This is a genomic window from Pseudomonas sp. NPDC089408 (assembly GCF_044749445.1).
Classification (GTDB): Bacteria; Pseudomonadota; Gammaproteobacteria; order Pseudomonadales; family Pseudomonadaceae; genus Aquipseudomonas.
This window is the reverse complement of the sequence record NZ_JBIVHY010000004.1, coordinates 303,280-319,742: the sequence shown is the minus strand read 5'-3', so window position 1 is coordinate 319,742 and position 16,463 is coordinate 303,280. Positions and strand designations below refer to the sequence as shown.

General features: G+C 62.6%; 17 protein-coding genes. 4 read left to right on the top strand and 13 right to left on the bottom strand.

Features of this window, described 5'->3' with window-relative positions:
• Positions 1–8: 8 nt before the first annotated feature.
• Positions 9–884, top strand: a complete 876-nt coding sequence (locus ACIP02_RS09615) for a TIGR02285 family protein (protein ID WP_400615580.1) — start codon at positions 9–11, stop codon at positions 882–884.
• A gap of 285 nt (positions 885–1,169) precedes the next feature.
• On the opposite strand, the gene ACIP02_RS09610 is transcribed toward ACIP02_RS09615, so the two are convergent.
• The 12 genes from ACIP02_RS09610 to ffh form a co-directional block, all read right to left on the bottom strand.
• Complete coding sequence (locus ACIP02_RS09610) at positions 1,170–1,451, bottom strand: DUF3509 domain-containing protein (protein WP_051096702.1); 282 nt, start codon at positions 1,449–1,451, stop codon at positions 1,170–1,172.
• A 79-nt stretch (positions 1,452–1,530) separates the two neighbouring features.
• Positions 1,531–1,950 (bottom strand): histidine kinase, encoded by a 420-nt coding sequence (locus tag ACIP02_RS09605; RefSeq protein ID WP_400615577.1) that lies wholly within the window; start codon positions 1,948–1,950, stop codon positions 1,531–1,533.
• Positions 1,951–2,185: 235 nt separating this feature from the next.
• The gene (gene thrC / locus ACIP02_RS09600) at positions 2,186–3,595 is read right to left on the bottom strand and encodes a threonine synthase (RefSeq protein WP_400615574.1); all 1,410 of its coding nucleotides are present in this window, start codon (positions 3,593–3,595) and stop codon (positions 2,186–2,188) included.
• 55 nt (positions 3,596–3,650) lie between these two features.
• Entirely contained in the window at positions 3,651–4,955 is a 1,305-nt protein-coding gene (locus tag ACIP02_RS09595; RefSeq protein WP_400615572.1) for a homoserine dehydrogenase, read from the bottom strand.
• Between the two features lie 83 nt (positions 4,956–5,038).
• Positions 5,039–5,782: a thioredoxin fold domain-containing protein gene (locus ACIP02_RS09590; protein ID WP_201207839.1), complete on the bottom strand. Its 744-nt coding sequence runs from the start codon at positions 5,780–5,782 to the stop codon at positions 5,039–5,041.
• A gap of 153 nt (positions 5,783–5,935) precedes the next feature.
• Positions 5,936–6,832 carry a site-specific tyrosine recombinase XerD gene (gene xerD, locus ACIP02_RS09585; RefSeq protein ID WP_400615570.1) on the bottom strand — a complete coding sequence of 299 codons (897 nt, stop codon included), beginning with the start codon at positions 6,830–6,832 and terminating at the stop codon, positions 5,936–5,938.
• A 252-nt stretch (positions 6,833–7,084) separates the two neighbouring features.
• Complete coding sequence (locus ACIP02_RS09580; protein ID WP_201207781.1) at positions 7,085–7,492, bottom strand: acyl-CoA thioesterase; 408 nt, start codon at positions 7,490–7,492, stop codon at positions 7,085–7,087.
• Positions 7,493–7,587: 95 nt separating this feature from the next.
• Positions 7,588–7,938 carry a 50S ribosomal protein L19 gene (gene rplS / locus ACIP02_RS09575; RefSeq protein ID WP_003252148.1) on the bottom strand — a complete coding sequence of 117 codons (351 nt, stop codon included), beginning with the start codon at positions 7,936–7,938 and terminating at the stop codon, positions 7,588–7,590.
• A gap of 42 nt (positions 7,939–7,980) precedes the next feature.
• A complete protein-coding gene (gene trmD / locus ACIP02_RS09570) occupies positions 7,981–8,733 on the bottom strand; it encodes a tRNA (guanosine(37)-N1)-methyltransferase TrmD (protein ID WP_008094486.1) in 753 nt (250 codons plus the stop codon).
• 3 nt (positions 8,734–8,736) lie between these two features.
• Complete coding sequence (gene rimM, locus ACIP02_RS09565) at positions 8,737–9,273, bottom strand: ribosome maturation factor RimM (protein WP_201207780.1); 537 nt, start codon at positions 9,271–9,273, stop codon at positions 8,737–8,739.
• A gap of 5 nt (positions 9,274–9,278) precedes the next feature.
• On the bottom strand, positions 9,279–9,530 hold the full coding sequence (gene rpsP, locus ACIP02_RS09560) for a 30S ribosomal protein S16 (RefSeq protein ID WP_008094480.1): 252 nt from the start codon (positions 9,528–9,530) through the stop codon (positions 9,279–9,281).
• Positions 9,531–9,764: 234 nt separating this feature from the next.
• A complete protein-coding gene (ffh, locus tag ACIP02_RS09555; RefSeq protein ID WP_012270758.1) occupies positions 9,765–11,141 on the bottom strand; it encodes a signal recognition particle protein in 1,377 nt (458 codons plus the stop codon).
• A gap of 374 nt (positions 11,142–11,515) precedes the next feature.
• Here ffh and ACIP02_RS09550 point away from each other — a divergent pair, with 374 nt between their 5' ends.
• The 3 genes from ACIP02_RS09550 (at position 11,516) to ACIP02_RS09540 (ending at position 15,112) form a co-directional block, all read left to right on the top strand.
• Positions 11,516–12,325 carry an inner membrane protein YpjD gene (locus tag ACIP02_RS09550; RefSeq protein WP_400615565.1) on the top strand — a complete coding sequence of 270 codons (810 nt, stop codon included), beginning with the start codon at positions 11,516–11,518 and terminating at the stop codon, positions 12,323–12,325.
• Positions 12,326–12,334: 9 nt separating this feature from the next.
• Complete coding sequence (locus ACIP02_RS09545; RefSeq protein ID WP_400615563.1) at positions 12,335–13,540, top strand: transporter associated domain-containing protein; 1,206 nt, start codon at positions 12,335–12,337, stop codon at positions 13,538–13,540.
• Between the two features lie 273 nt (positions 13,541–13,813).
• Positions 13,814–15,112, top strand: a complete 1,299-nt coding sequence (locus tag ACIP02_RS09540; RefSeq protein ID WP_400615561.1) for an MFS transporter — start codon at positions 13,814–13,816, stop codon at positions 15,110–15,112.
• A gap of 142 nt (positions 15,113–15,254) precedes the next feature.
• On the opposite strand, the gene purT is transcribed toward ACIP02_RS09540, so the two are convergent.
• Positions 15,255–16,436 carry a formate-dependent phosphoribosylglycinamide formyltransferase gene (purT, locus tag ACIP02_RS09535; RefSeq protein ID WP_400615559.1) on the bottom strand — a complete coding sequence of 394 codons (1,182 nt, stop codon included), beginning with the start codon at positions 16,434–16,436 and terminating at the stop codon, positions 15,255–15,257.
• Positions 16,437–16,463: the final 27 nt, after the last annotated feature.

Sequence of the window (16,463 nt, the reverse complement as noted above, 5' to 3'; positions counted from 1 at the left end):
CCGGCTCCATGCGCGCTGCCCACTGCCGTCGCCACCTGGCCCTGCTGTGCGGACTGTTGGCTGCTTTGCTGCTGCAACCGGCCAGCGCCAAAGAGCGCCTGTTCTGGCTGGTACGCGACCTGCCGCCGTTCACCATTTTTGAAGGCCCGGAAAAAGGCCAGGGCGTGGTCGACCAACTGTTACCGCTGCTGATCGGGCAAATGCCCGAGTACGACCACAGCATCGTGCGGGTCAACCGCGCCCGTGGCATCCAGATGCTGCAAGACCCCAACAGTTTCACCTGCGACCCGACCCTGCTATGGACCCCGCAACGTGCCGAGTATGTGCGTTTTTCCATGCCATCGCTGGGCGTGCTCAGCGGTGGCCTGGTGCTGCGCAAGGAAAATCAGGCGCTGGTGGCGCCCTACCTCGACGGCCAGCAGGTGGACCTGCACGGCATGCTGAGCAAGACCCCGTTGAAGCTTGGGATTGTTGCCGAGCGCAGCTATGGCACGCAGATCGATGGCATCCTGCGCCAGTTGCCTGACACCTCTCTCAGCCGCCACTACGGCAACGATGCCACCGCCAACTTGCTGCAGATGCAGCAACTGGGGCGCTTGCGCCTGGTGCTCGGCTACTGGCCGGAGGTGCGCTATCTGATTCAGCAACAAGGGGGCTCACTGGCTGATTACCAGTTTCACCCCGTGCAGGGCGTGGAGCGCTATCAGTTTCTGCATGTGGGGTGTTCGGACAGCGAACTGGGGCGTGCTGCGGTGGCGCATATCGACCAGTTGCTGCCGGCGCTGCGCCGGGATGTGCTGCCGGGGTTGTATGCGCGCTGGCTGGAGCCGGCGTTGCAGGAAAATTACCTGGAAGAGAGCAAGCGGTTCTTCGAAGCGCAATAGCTGCGCCCTACGCGGTCCTTTGTAGGAGCGGCCTTGTGTCGCGAAAGGGCTGCGAAGCGGCCCCGGCAATTTATGCGGCGAAGCTGGAAATCTGGGGCCGCTTTGCGGCCCATCGCGACACAAGGCCGCTCCTACAGGGGGACTGTGCAGCCCAGAAAAAAGAAACCCCGGGCGCTGGGGAAGACGCCCGGGGCCAAGCGAAAGTCCTTGGGGACTTCCCGTGACAGCCTTGCCAATACCGGAGCAAAGCACTGGCTGGCTGCCCTACTGTGTCTGATGAGCCACTCAGGCAAAGGTTCCCTGTGGTTGCTGACGCTGCTGCAGTGCCGCGATCACACAGGGCTGCAAGCGCCCCTCGGCTATCTGCAGGTCACGGTGCAAACCATCCACCAGGTCGATCAACAGGCGTTGCTCCTGCAACTGGCGCTCGCTGACGGTGCGCCGCAAGGTAATGCCGGCGAGGCGGTCATGAACGGTCAGTTGGCGGTTACCGCTGGCATCGGCGATGCCGAGGTGGGTCTGGTAAGGGCTCAGGGCGTCGTTGAGCAGGCTGCAGATTCTTTCCATCCGGTTCACTCGCTGCGTGGTGGGATATACAGGAACTGACCAACAGACGCAGCGGAAAGTTCGTCATGCTGCACCTGTTTCAGTGAGCATGCGGGGCTGACATGACAGTTTGAATACGCCGCCCCGGGCGCACCTGCAGGGTTTGCAGGGCATGCTGCAGGCGCGGCATCGACAGTGGCCAGGGCAGCTCGGCGAGTACCCACAGGCCCTTCTTTCGTGCCTCTTGGGCAAGGTTGTGGCGCTCAGGCATGGGTTGACCCACGAACAGCAGTGCACGTACCTGTTGCTGCCGGGTTAGCAAGGCAAGGCCGGCCTGGATCGGCATGGCGTGGTCGAGTATCAACAGGTCGGGATGGTGTTTGGCGCCGAGACAGGCATCCAGTTCAGCGCTGCTTGCGCTGATGCGCACGTCGAACACACCTTGGGCATTGAGGGCCTGGTGCAGGAGGATCTGGTGGGATGGGCGTGCCTGGTGGATCAACACGGAGGTCTGGTACATGAGCCGCTCCTGGTGGGAGGACCGGCTAATCTAGGTGTTGCGCTGGGTGCGGCTGAATAGGATGTTTCTGATTGAGCCCTCAGAAAAGGCTTAGATTTTGGGGCCGCTTTGCGGCCCTATCGCGACACAAGGCCGCTCCTACAGGGGAACGCGTCAGCTACATGGGACGCGGTCGCCTGTAGGAGCGGCCTTGTGTCGCGATAGGGCTGCGAAGCAGCCCCAGAAAGCTACGCGGTTACAGCGGCTTGCCGCGGTTACCGTGCTGGCTGACAAAGTCCTGTACCGCTTTCAGGTCATTGGCCAGGACCGTGCAACGCTCATCACGGCTGAACAGGTCGCTGAGGTGCGCCGGCAGCTCAAGCGCCTTGCCCACACCGGCCTTCTCGACCGCTTCCGGGAATTTGACCGGGTGTGCGGTACCCAGTACCACCATCGGCGTGTCCAGGCTACGACGGCACTCGCGGGCGGCCTTGACACCGATCGCGGTGTGCGGGTCGAGTACTTCACCGGTAGCGGCGAATACCTCGGCGATGGTCTCGCAGGTTTGCGCGTCACTGACGGCCAGCGAGTCGAACAGCTTGCGCGCTTCGGTCCAGCGGTCTTGCTCGACGCTGAAGCCGCCACCTTGCTTGAAGTTGGCCATCAGCTCGGCAATCGCACCACCGTTGCGACCGTGCAGGTCGAACAGCAGGCGCTCGAAGTTGGACGAGACCATGATGTCCATCGACGGCGACAGGGTCGCGTGCAGGGTTTCCTTGACGTACTGATTGCCGCTCATGAAGCGGTGCAGGATGTCGTTGCGGTTGGTGGCGACGATCAGCTGGCTGACCGGCAGGCCCATGTTGCGCGCCAGGTAACCGGCGAAGATGTCACCGAAGTTGCCAGTGGGCACCGAGAACGCTACCGAGCGCGCCGGGCCACCCAGCTGCAGGGCTGCATGGAAGTAGTAGACGATCTGGGCCATGATCCGCGCCCAGTTGATCGAGTTGACTGCCACCAGGCGGGTACCCTTGAGGAACGACTGGTCGGCAAAGCTGGCCTTGACCATTTCCTGGCAGTCATCGAAGTTGCCTTCAATGGCGATGTTGTGGATGTTGTCGCCGAAGAGGGTGGTCATCTGCCGGCGCTGCACTTCCGACACGCGCTGGTGCGGGTGCAGGATGAAGATGTCGACGTTGTCGCAACGGCGGCAACCTTCGATGGCGGCAGAGCCGGTGTCGCCACTGGTGGCGCCGACAATCACCACGCGCTCGTTGCGCTTGGCCAGTACGTGGTCGAGCAGGCGGCCGAGCAGTTGCAGGGCAAAGTCCTTGAACGCCAAGGTCGGGCCGTGGAACAGCTCCAGTACCCACTCGTTGCTGTTCAGCTGACGCAGCGGGGCCACCGCAGCGTGGGAGAACTCGCCGTAGGTTTCTTCGAGGATCTTCTTGAAGTCGGCGTCGGCAATGCTGCCTTCGACGAACGGGCGCATGACCCGGAAGGCCAGCTCGTGGTACGGCAGGCCGGCCCACGAGGCGATTTCTTCCTGGGTGAAGCGTGGCAGGTTTTCCGGCACGTACAGGCCGCCGTCGCTGGCCAGGCCAGCCAGCAGCACGTCTTCGAAATTCAGGGCCGGTGCCTGGCCGCGAGTACTGATATAGCGCATGGGTGCAAACCTTCGATGCTGAGGCCCAGGCCGCGCGGGCGGCCCGAGAACAAAATTAGTTGAGCTGTTCGACGCGGATGCGCACAACGTTGCCGACTACGTCCTGCAGGGCTTCCAGGGCGACGATGGCGTCGTTGATACGCTGCTCGACCACGCCATGGGTCAGCAGGATCATCGGCACCAGGCCGTCCTGTTCCTCGGCTTCCTTCTGCATGATCGACTCTATGTTGATGCCCCGCTCCGAGAGAATGCTGGCCACCTGGGCCAGTACGCCCGGATGATCCTTGGCCTGGATGCGCAGGTAGTAGGCGCTCTGGCAGGCTTCGATCGGCAGGATCGGGTGGGCCGACAGCGAATCTGGCTGGAAGGCCAGGTGCGGCACACGGTTTTCCGGGTCGGAAGTCATCGCGCGGACCACGTCGACCAGGTCGCCCACCACCGACGAAGCCGTAGGCTCCATGCCGGCACCGGCGCCGTAGTACAGGGTAGAACCGGCAGCGTCGCCGTTGACCATGACCGCGTTCATTACGCCGTTGACGTTGGCGATCAGGCGGTCGGCCGGGATCAGCGTCGGGTGCACGCGCAGCTCGATGCCTTCGGCAGTGCGGCGGGCCACGCCCAGGTGCTTGATGCGGTAGCCCAGCGCTTCAGCGTAGTTCACGTCAGCAGTGGTCAGCTGGGTGATGCCTTCGGTGTAGGCCTTGTCGAACTGCAGCGGGATACCAAAGGCGATGGACGCCAGGATGGTCAGCTTGTGTGCAGCATCGATGCCCTCGACGTCGAAGGTCGGATCGGCTTCGGCATAGCCCAGCGCCTGGGCTTCGGCCAGCACGTCCGGGAAGGCACGGCCCTTTTCGCGCATTTCGGTGAGGATGAAATTGCCGGTGCCGTTGATGATGCCGGCCAGCCAGTTGATGCGGTTGGCCGACAGGCCTTCGCGGATGGCCTTGATCACCGGGATGCCGCCGGCCACAGCTGCTTCGAAGGCAACGATGACACCCTTCTCGCGGGCCTTGGCGAAGATTTCGTTACCGTGCACGGCGATCAGCGCCTTGTTGGCGGTGACCACGTGCTTGCCGTTTTCGATGGCCTTGAGCACCAGGTCGCGGGCGATGGTATAGCCACCGATCAGCTCGATGACAATGTCGATCTCCGGGTTGCTCGCAACTTCGAACACGTCAGCGGTAATGGGGGTACCGGTAATCTGGCAGTTCGGGTTCTGCGAGCGCATGGCGATCTGTGCCACTTCAATACCGCGCCCGGCACGGCGGGCAATCTCCTCGGCGTTGCGCTGAAGTACATTGAAGGTTCCGCCACCGACGGTCCCCAACCCACAGATGCCTACTTTGACCGGTTTCACTGTGAACTCCCCATTGAACGGCCGGCACCTTTGCCGACCGTGAAACATACCGTCACCCCATGACGACGGCGTACTGAATTGAATTACTTGGCCAGTGCCAGCTTGGCAACCTGCGGTGCCGGCTGGTAGCCCGGAATGACCTGGCCGCTTTCCAGCACGATGGCTGGCGTACCGTTGACGCCGATCGACTGGCCCAGCTGGAACTGCTTGCCAACCGGGTTGGCGCACTTGGCAGCCTTGATTTCTTCGCCTTCGACCATCTTGTCCATTGCCCCACGGCGGTCGCTGGAGCACCACACCGCCTGCAACTGCTGGTCACCCGGCGAGCCGAGGCCCTGACGCGGGAAGGCGACGTAGCGCACTTCGATACCGCGGCGGTTCAGCTCGGGCACTTCGGCATGCAGCTTGTGGCAGTACGGGCAGGTGGTATCGGTGAACACGGTGATGTGCGACTTGGTCTCGCCCTTGGCAGGATAAACCACCATCTCGGCGGCTGGAATGCCGTTGATGAGCTTGGCGATGCCCTGACGCTCGGTTTTTTCAGTGAGGTTGACCGGCTTGCCGTCCTGGATCTGGAACAGGTAGCCCTGCATCACGAACTGGCCATCAGCGCTGGCGTACAGCACACGGCCGCCTTGCAGCTTGACTTCGTACAGGCCGTTCAGCGGGCTGCTGGCCACGCTTTCCACGGGCACTTCCAGCTCAAGGTTTTGCAACGATTTACGGATGGCCTGCTCGGCACCGGCATTGCTATCGGTTGCCGCGGCAACGGCAAAGGTACTGGCCAGCGCCAACGCGGCGGCGGCGAAAAACTGGGTCACGCGCATGGGAACTCCTGAAGGCGGACAGGGGCCGGAGGGCGCCACCTGCGGAAAATACGCGGTGGCCGTGCGGCCCTTGGTGCAAACCGCCCAAGCCTACCACATCACGCTACCGGTGAAGGGGCTTGCAAGGACCGGTCGGCGGAACATGAAAAACATTCATCCACGCGGGTGGTGCTGGGCGTGCAGCTGCTGCAGGCGGGCCTTTGCCACGTGGGTGTAGATCTGCGTGGTCGACAGGTCGCTGTGGCCCAGCAGCATCTGCACCACCCGCAGGTCGGCGCCGTGGTTGAGCAGGTGGGTGGCGAAGGCATGGCGCAGGGTGTGCGGTGACAGCGGTTTGTCGATGCCGGCTACCTGGGCATGGTGCTTGATGCGGTGCCAGAAGGTCTGGCGGGTCATCTGCTCGCCGCGCAGGCTGGGGAACAGCACGTCACTGGGGCGGCCATTGAGCAGCTCGGCACGGCCATCGCGCAGGTAGCGTTCCAACCACACCACCGCCTCTTCGCCCATGGGCACCAGGCGCTCCTTGCTGCCCTTGCCCATTACCCGCAGTACGCCTTGGCGCAGGTTGACCTGGTCGAGGGTGAGGCTGACCAGTTCGGTGACGCGCAGGCCGCAGGCATACAGCACTTCGAGCATGGCGCGATCGCGCTGGCCGATGGCTTCGCCCAGGTCTGGGGCTTGCAGCAGGGCTTCTACGTCAGCCTCGGACAGCGACTTGGGCAGTGGCTTGCCCAGCTGGGGCATGTCGACTTGCAGGGTCGGGTCGATGGCCACCAGCTTTTCCCGTAGCAGGTAGCGGAAGAAGCCGCGCAGGCCAGAGATGAAGCGCGCCGTGGAGCGCGGCTTGTAGCCCTGGTCGAGGCGCCAGGCCAAGTGGTCGAGGATCAGCTCGCGACCCGCGTCGGGCAGCGACACCGAACGCTCCTGCAGCCAGCCATTGAACAGGGCCAGGTCGCTGCGGTAGGAAACGCGGGTGTTGTCGGCCAGGCCTTTTTCAAGCCATAGGGCGTCGAGGAACTGGTCGATCAGGGGGTGGTCTAGGGCGGGCATTCGGGGCTGCTGGGTGTTGGAGGTGGGGTTAGTGTTTCACAGCCGCTTGGGGGTTGTCGTGATCAATCGGACATTGAACGGCTGACGCGCTCCCTGTAGGAGCGGCCTTGTGTCGCGATGGGCTGCGCAGCAGCCCCAGAAATGGTGCAGCGCCGCTGAAATCCCGGGGCTGCTGCGCAGCCCATCGCGACACAAGGCCGCTCCTACAGGGACCGCGTCAGCCGAACACAGCAAGTCGCACCTGAGAAAGACTCAGGCCTGGGGCAACACTGGCACCGGGCGCTTGTCCTCGTCGATGGCGACGAAGCTGAACACCCCGTGGATTGCCCGCTCGCGGCCGTCCAGGTACATATTCTCGACGAACACGTCCACCTGTACCTGCAAGCTGGTATTGCCGACCTTGACCACAGAACCCACCAGTTCGACGATCGAGCCCGCCGGGATCGGGTGCTTGAAGTCGATGCGGTCGGTGGACACGGTCACCAGCGGCAGGCGGCAGAAGCGCGTGGCGGCAATGAACGACACTTCGTCCATCCAGGCCAGGGCGGTGCCGCCGAACAAGGTGTTGTGGTGGTTGGTGGTGTTGGGGAACACTGCCTTGGTCACGCGGGTTACCGACAACTCGGTGCGGCGCTGGATTTCCTGGTCTCGGGTAGTCATGGCAATCAGGTCTTTTGAAGGTTCAAAACGCAAAAAAGCAGCCCGAAGGCTGCTTTTTTCTCGCTAGGCGGCCTTGGCCACCGGGCAAACTGTACTCAGGACAGTTTTTCCTTGATGCGAGCGGCTTTGCCGGACAGGTCGCGCAGGTAGTACAGCTTGGCTTTACGCACGTCACCACGACGTTTCACGGCCAGGCTGTCGATTTGCGGGCTGTAGGTCTGGAAGGTACGCTCTACGCCAACGCCGCTGGAGATCTTGCGCACGGTGAAGGCGCTGTTCAGACCGCGGTTACGCTTGGCGATAACAACGCCTTCGAACGCCTGCAGACGGGAACGCTCACCTTCCTTCACTTTAACCTGAACGACAACGGTGTCGCCTGGTGCGAAGGTCGGGATTTCCTTGCTCATCTGCTCGGCTTCGAGCTGCTGGATGATCTTGTTGGTCATGCTGTGCTCCTAAGATGGATACGCGATCCACCATCGATACGTTTAACTATCGTCCCGCTCGCGGAGATATTCCTCGAGCAGCTTCTTCTCTTCTCCAGAAAGCGAGCGACTTTCCAGAAGATCGGCGCGTCGTTCGAAGGTCCTACCAAGGGACTGCTTCATCCTCCAACGCCGGATATGTGCATGGTTGCCACTTAGCAACACGTCGGGAACACGCTGATCCGCATACACCTCAGGTCGGGTGTAGTGCGGGCAATCAAGCAGACCGTCGGTAAAGGAATCTTCCTCCGCCGAGTCCACATGCCCTAAAGCTCCGGGCAGCAGCCGCGTAACCGCATCGATCAGAACCATGGCCGGCAGCTCGCCACCGGAAAGCACATAGTCACCAATCGACCACTCCTCATCGACATGAGCCTCTATAAAGCGCTCGTCAATGCCTTCATAACGACCGGCGATCAGGATCAACGATTCCTGTTCGGCCAGGCCTTTGACCGCCTGCTGAGTCAGCTTGCGGCCTTGCGGCGAAAGGTAGATTACCTTTGCCGATGCTCCGGTCGCTTGCCTGGCGCTAACCAGTGCGTCTTCCAGAGGCTTGATTTTCATCACCATGCCCGGACCACCGCCAAACGGCCGATCATCTACCGTGTGGTGACGATCTGTGGTGTAGTCCCGCGGGTTCCAGCAAGTCACCTGAAGCAACCCCTGTTTCACCGCGCGGCTGGTAATGCCGTACTCAGTGATGGCCGAGAACATCTCGGGGAACAACGTGATGACGTCTACGCGAAGGTTACCCATCGTTTAGAAGTCCGCGTCCCACTCAACCCGCATCGTGCCTGCTTCCAGGTCGATTGCCAGCACGCATTGCTCCGTATAGGGCAACAGACGCTCGCGATCATCCAGGCTGCCTGCGCAAGGTTTGACCACCATTACATCGTTCGCACCGGTCTCCAACAGGTGATCGACCTTGCCGAACAGCTGTTCGTCCTGGTTGATGACCTTCAGGCCTTCCAACTGGTACCAGTAGTACTCGTCGGCAGCCAGGTTGGGCAAAAGGCTCCGCGCAATGCAGATTTCGTAACCGCTCAGAAGACGGGCTTCATCACGATCTTCGAGGCCTTTCAGTTTCACGACCAGGCCCTTTTGGGAGCCACGACCGCTGACCAGCTCGACCTGCTTTACCTTGCCTTCGTGCCGAAGCGTCCAGCGTGGATAATCCAACAGGTTTTCAATCGGATCGGTAAAGGAATACACCTTCACCTCGCCGCGAACGCCGTGAACCGAAAAAATCTTGCCAACGACGATGAGGTCGTCAGCCTTTTCTGGCGTCGCGTTCATACTATTTAGGCAGCAGCCTTGGCAGCGTCCTTCAGCAGCTGAGCAACGCGCTCAGACGGCTGTGCACCCTGGCTCAGCCAGTAGGTGACGCGCTCCTGGTTGACCGACAGCTTGACTTCGGCGCCCGATGCGATCGGGTTGAAGAAGCCTACGCGCTCAACGAAACGGCCGTCACGGGCGTTACGCGAGTTGGTCACGGTCAGGTGGTAGAATGGGCGCTTTTTCGAGCCGCCACGGGCAAGACGAATGGTTACCATGTGAACATTGTTCCTATAGTCGGTACTGCAAATCTGAATGCCAAATAGGCACACGGGTGCCCAAAAGGCCGCATATTCTCGAGGAATACACGGACATTTGCAAATGACTTTTTCGGCAAGGCTTTGCCTTACCGATCAGATTTGCCGGTTAAGCCGTGAAATCCACGGCCGTTGCCCCGCCGTAGCGGGGGTCTGGGCGCCCACCTCAGCAGAGGCAGGCACCCGAATCAGGTATTACAGCTTCGGCATACCGCCGCCTGGCAGCATGCCGCCAAGGCCGCGCATCATCTTGGCCATGCCGCCTTTGGCAGAGAACTTCTTCATCATCTTCTGCATCTGCTTGTGCTGCTTGATCAGCCGGCCGATGTCCTGCACCTGGGTGCCGGAACCCAAGGCGATACGGCGCTTGCGCGAACCGCTGATCAGGTCAGGGTCGCGGCGCTCGGCCGGGGTCATGGAGTTGATGATCGCTTCCATCTGCTTGAACTGCTTCTCGGCCGCGCCCTGGGCATTGCCCATTTGCGACAGGTTGACCCCGCCGATGCTCGGCAGCTTGTCCATCAGGCCGCCGAGGCCGCCCATGTTCTTCATTTGTTGCAGCTGGTCGCGGAAGTCTTCAAGGTCGAAGCCCTTGCCCTTCTTCAGCTTCTTGGCCAGTTTGTCGGCCTTGGCCTTGTCGATGGTCTGCTCGGCCTGCTCGATCAGGCTGAGCACGTCACCCATGCCGAGGATGCGCGAAGCGACGCGGTCAGGGTGGAACGGCTCGAGGGCCTCGGTCTTCTCACCCATACCGATGAACTTGATCGGCTTGCCGGTAATGGCACGCACCGACAGCGCAGCACCGCCACGGGCGTCACCGTCGACCTTGGTCAGCACCACGCCGGTCAGCGGCAGCGCCTCGCCAAACGCCTTGGCGGTGTTGGCGGCGTCCTGGCCGGTCATGGCGTCGACCACGAACAGGGTCTCGATCGGCTTGACCGCAGCGTGCAGCGCCTTGATCTCGTCCATCATGTCGGCGTCGATATGCAGGCGGCCGGCGGTGTCGACGATGACCACGTCGATGAACTTCAGCTTGGCTTCACGGATGGCCGCTTCGGCAATGGCCACCGGCTTCTGGCTGATGTCGGACGGGAAGAACGTGACGCCGATATCGTTGGCCAGGGTTTCCAGCTGCTTGATCGCCGCCGGGCGGTAGACGTCGGCGGACACCACCATCACGCTCTTTTTCTTGCGCTCTTTAAGGAAGCGCGCCAGCTTGCCGGCGGTGGTGGTCTTACCGGCACCCTGCAGGCCGGCCATCAGAACCACGGCGGGCGGGGCGGCGTTCAGCGCGAGGTCTTCGTTGGCCGCGCCCATCAGGCTTTCCAGCTCGGCCTGGACAATCTTCACGAACGCCTGGCCCGGGGTGAGGCTGCGCGACACTTCGGTGCCGACCGCACGCTCCTTGACGCTATTGACGAAATCCTTGACCACCGGCAGGGCAACGTCGGCCTCGAGCAGGGCCATGCGCACTTCGCGCAGCGTGTCCTTGATGTTGTCTTCGGTCAGCTTGGCCTTGCCAGTGACATGGCGCAGCGTCTGTGACAGGCGGTCGGTCAGGTTTTCGAACATGGTGATCCTTTCAGGCCCAGTAAAAGCCGAGGTTTGTCAGGCGCCCGCGGGGTAATGCACACCCGCCGGGCACAGCAAGGCGGCGATTATAGCGAAGTGCGGCGGCGGCGCACACCTTGGCTTCCGAGCGGCAAGCTGCAAGCTGCAAGCTGCAAGCTGCAAGCTTCAAGCTTCAAGCTTCAAGCTTCAAGCTTCAAGCTTCAAGCTACAAGCTACAAGCTACAAGCTACAAGCTACAAGCGAGAGCCGATGCGCGGGATGGCTGCTTTTTCTTGAAGCTTGCAGCTTAAAGCTTGCAGCTTCAGGCTTGCAGCTTCCAGCTTGCAGCTCACTATGCCAAACTCCGTCTCTTTAAGGCTCGCCAACCAGGACTTATGGTCTCCTCACCCAGCCTCATCCCCAACCTGATCGCCGCCGGCCTTTATATAGCTGCGGCCATCTACCAGGGCTCGCACCTGGCCCAGGGCCGCAAGGCCGACAAGCGCCTGCTTGGCCTGCTGGGTGCCGTCGCGGTGCTGGCCCAGGCCGGCGCGCTGTTCTTTCAGCTGATTACGCCGCTGGGCCTGAGCCTGGACTTCTTCAGCGCCGCCAGCCTGATTGCCGTGGCGGTCATTGCCCTGACCCTGCTGGCCTGCCTGCGCATACCGGTAGAAAACCTGCTGATGCTGCTGTTCCCGCTGGGCGCCGTAACCGCCCTGCTGGCGCAGTTCGCGCCGCCCGGCACGGTGCCGCTGATCAACGAAGAACCGGGCATCCTTGCGCATATCCTGCTGTCGATCCTGGCCTACGGGCTGTTCACCATCGCGGTGTTCCAGTCGCTGCTGCTGCTGCTGCAGGACCGCCAGCTGAAGAACAAGCACCCGTCCGGGCTGATCCGCAACTTCCCGCCCCTGCAAACCATGGAAAGCCTGCTGTTTGGCTTCCTCTGGGCCGGCTGGTGCCTGCTGTCGCTGTCGCTGATCTCCGGCTGGCTGTTCCTCGACAACCTGTTTGCCCAGCACCTGGTGCACAAGACCTTGCTGGCCTGCGTGGCCTGGGTGGTGTTCAGCGTGCTGCTGTGGGGCCGCACGCGGCTGGGCTGGCGTGGCCACAAGGCCATCCGCTGGACGCTGGCCGGTTTCTGCCTGCTGATGCTGGCCTATTTTGGCAGCAAGCTGGTTCGCGAATTCATCCTGCACATCTGACGGCCACCCATGGACACCCTGCCGTACGCACCGCTATTGGTCACTTTGGCACTGGCGCTGCTCTGGGCAGCGTTGTTTACCGCCGTGGATGCTGCCCGCCTGCACCTCAATGGCTCGCTGCGCCCGCATGAAGACGGGCAGCCAGCGCTGCCCGCCCAGGCGCTGGTGCTGTGCGCCAGCCTGGGCAAGCTGCTGGTACTCGGCCTGGCGTGCCTGATCGGCCAGCGCTACAGCGGTGAACACGGGTTCTGGCTGGCCGGTCTGGGTGGCGCACTGGCCTTGCTGATCTTTGCCGAATTCCTGCCTCGGCGCCTTGCTCGGCGCAACCCGCAGGCACTGGTCAGCCTTGGGGTTAGCCTGCTGAAAGCGCCGCTGATACTGTTACAACCCTTTGCCTGCCTGCTCGACGGCTGCGCCAAGCTGGTCTTGCGCCCGTTCCGCACCCCGCCGGCAGCGGTGGCCCTGCATCCGCAGGAAGATGACGACCTGGACGAGGACGATGAGCACGAAGCGCCCCGCCACGGCTTGCTCGACGGCCTGCAGGCGCTGGACAAGATAACGGTCAACGACATCCTGGTGCCACGCAACGAAGTCGACGGTATCAACCTCGACGAGCCGATCGAGCGCATCATCGAGCAGCTGATCGTCAGCCGCCACACCCGCTTGCCGGTGTACCACAACGACATCAACCAGGTCGAAGCGATCCTCAACACCAAGCTGATCAGCCACCTGCTGCCCAAGGCCGAGTTGACCCTGGAGGCGCTGCACGGCGCCTGCTACGAGCCGTATTTCGTACCGGAGAGCACGCCGCTGCAAATGCAGTTGCTGAACTTCCACAAGCAGCAGCGGCGGCTGGGCGTGGTGGTGGACGAGTACGGCGAAGTGCTGGGTATCGTCACCCTCGAAGACATCCTTGAAGAGATCGTCGGCGAGTTCGAGGACGAACAAAGCCTGGAGAACCCGCACGTGCACCCGCAGCCCGATGGCACCTTCGTCATTGACGGCACCGCCTCGCTGCGCGAAATCAACCGTTCCCTGGGCTGGCACCTGCCCTGCGACGGCGGCCCGAAAACCCTCAACGGGCTGGTGACCGAAGCGCTGGAAAGCATTCCGGAAAGCGCCGTTTGCCTGAAGATCGGCCGCTATCGCCTGGAAATCCTCGAAACAGAGGACAATTGTGCCAGCAAGGTACTGGTGTGGACCGTGACCCGCTAGCTATACTCGGGTCACGCTTACCCAGCCCCGCCGTCACGCCTGCTACCCGCACCCGGCGTTCCACGGCCAGTCCGCTCCACTGACACGCCCCGCGGTCCTGCTTCAACACCCCGAACAGTGCCCGCCCCGCCCCTATCCCCCTTGGGCTATCGTCAGTCGGGCGCACACAACAACAAAACGCTCCGGCGCCCGCGCAGCCGTGCCTGCCCTGTTGCATGCATGCCCACGCAGGCCAAGCCATGGAGCCGGACCAGACTGTTAGGGACCTAATTAATGACAAGCAGCACCTATGCCCAAGCGCCTGCCGCGCCGGTCAACTCGCCTGCGCGGGTAGCCACTGCCAGCTTCATCGGCACCGCCATCGAGTTCTACGACTTCTACGTCTATGCCACTGCCGCAGCCCTGGTAATCGGCCCGGTGTTCTTCCCGTCAGGGTCGGGCACCGCGCAGATGCTGGCGGCCTTCCTTACCTTTGGTATCGCCTTCCTTGCACGGCCGCTGGGCTCGGCCTTGTTCGGCCACTTTGGCGACCGCATTGGCCGCAAGTCGACCCTGGTCGCCTCGCTGTTGCTGATGGGCGTGTCCACCACGGCCATTGGCGTGCTGCCAGGCTACGACAGCATCGGCGTGTGGGCACCGATCATCCTTTGCCTGCTGCGCTTTGGCCAAGGCCTGGGCCTGGGCGGCGAATGGGGTGGCGCGGCACTACTGGCCACCGAAAACGCCCCGGAAGGCAAACGCGCCTGGTTCGGCATGTTCCCGCAACTGGGCCCTTCGATCGGCTTTCTGGCGGCCAACGGCCTGTTCCTGACCCTGGCGCTGACCCTGAGCGACGAGCAGTTCCGCGACTGGGGCTGGCGCATTCCGTTCCTGCTCAGTGCTGCGCTGGTGCTGGTGGGGCTGTATGTGCGCCTGAAGCTTGAAGAAAGCCCGGTATTCGCCAAGGCGGTTGCTCGCCAGGAGCGGGTGAAAATGCCGGTGGTTGACCTGTTCGCCAAACACTGGCGCCCTACCCTGCTGGGCGCTGCGGCGATGGTGGTGTGCTACGCGCTGTTCTATATCTCGACAGTGTTCTCGCTGAGCTACGGTGTGACCACGCTGGGCTACAGCCGCGAGACGTTCCTTGGCTTGCTGTGCTTTGCCGTGGTGTTCATGGCCTTGGCCACGCCGCTGTCGGCCTGGCTCAGCGACCGTTATGGGCGCAAGCCGGTGCTGATCGTGGGTGGCCTGCTGGCGGTGGCTTCGGGCTTTACCATGGAGCCGCTGCTGACCTCGGGTTCGACCACTGGTGTGGCGCTGTTCCTGGCCATTGAGCTGTTCCTGATGGGCGTAACCTTTGCGCCGATGGGGGCTTTGCTGCCGGAGCTGTTCCCGACTCATGTACGTTATACCGGCGCTTCGGCGGCGTATAACCTGGGCGGCATCGTCGGCGCCTCGGCGGCACCGTTCTTTGCCCAGAAGCTGGTGAGCATGGGTGGATTGAGCTGGGTGGGGGGTTATGTGTCGGCCGCAGCGGTGATCAGTTTGATTGCTGTGTTGTGCCTGAAAGAGACCCGCAATACACAATTGTAAGAAAGCTGGGGCTGCTTTGCAGCCCTATCGCGACACAAGGCCGCTCCTACAGGGGATCGCATCAGCCTCGGCTAGCGCGGTCTCCTGTAGGAGCGGCCTTGTGTCGCGAAAGGGCCGCAACGCGGCCCCCTGCAATCTCGGATCAGAACTCGACCTTGACCGCCTGCGATGCCCGGGTCGCCTTGGCCCGCGCCGCTTCGACCGATTCATCACGCGCCAGGCACACGCCCATGCGGCGGGTACCGTTGATTTCCGGCTTGCCGAACAGGCGGATGGCAGTGTCCGGCTCGCTCAATGCTGCCCCCAGGTTGGCGAAGCGGGTCTGCTGCGACTGACCTTCGGGCAAGATCACCGCCGAAGCCGAAGGACCAAACTGGCGAACCACCGGAATCGGCAGGCCGAGAATGGCGCGGGCATGCAGGGCGAACTGCGACAGGTCCTGGGAAATCAGGGTTACCAGGCCAGTATCATGCGGGCGCGGCGAAACTTCGCTGAACCACACCTGGTCGCCTTTCACGAACAGCTCCACGCCAAACAGACCGCGACCGCCCAGGGCATCGGTGACCGCCTTGGCCACGCGCTGCGACTCGGCCAGCGCTTTCGGGCTCATGGCCTGCGGCTGCCAGGATTCCTGGTAGTCGCCTTTCTCCTGGCGGTGGCCGACCGGTTCGAGGAAGGTGGTGCCGCCCACATGACGCACGGTCAGCAGGGTGATTTCGTATTCGAAGTCGATAAAGCCTTCGACGATCACCCGGCCCTTGCCGGCGCGGCCGCCTTCCTGAGCGTAGTCCCACGCCTTTTGCAGGTCGGCATCGCTGCGCAGCAGGCTCTGGCCCTTGCCCGACGAACTCATAACCGGCTTGACCACGCACGGGTAGCCGACATCAGCCACGCCCTTGGCGAAGTCTTCGTAAGTGTCGGCAAAGTGGTACGGCGAGGTTGGCAGTTCCAGCTCTTCGGCGGCCAGGCGGCGGATGCCTTCGCGGTTCATGGTCAGTTGGGTGGCGCGGGCGGTCGGCACCACGGTGAAGCCTTCGTTTTCCAGCTCGACCAGGGTGGCGGTGGCGATGGCTTCGATTTCCGGAACGATATAGTGCGGCTTCTCGGCTTCGATCACGGCACGCAGGGCCACACCATCGAGCATGTTGACCACGTGGCTGCGGTGCGCCACCTGCATGGCCGGGGCATTGGCGTAACGGTCGACGGCGATCACTTCGACGCCCAGGCGCTGCAGCTCGATCACCACTTCCTTGCCCAGCTCGCCACAGCCGCACAGCAGTACACGGGTCGCGGTGGGCGACAAGGGGGTTCCGATACGGGTCATTTCAGGTCCTCGAAGGCATCCGGGGCC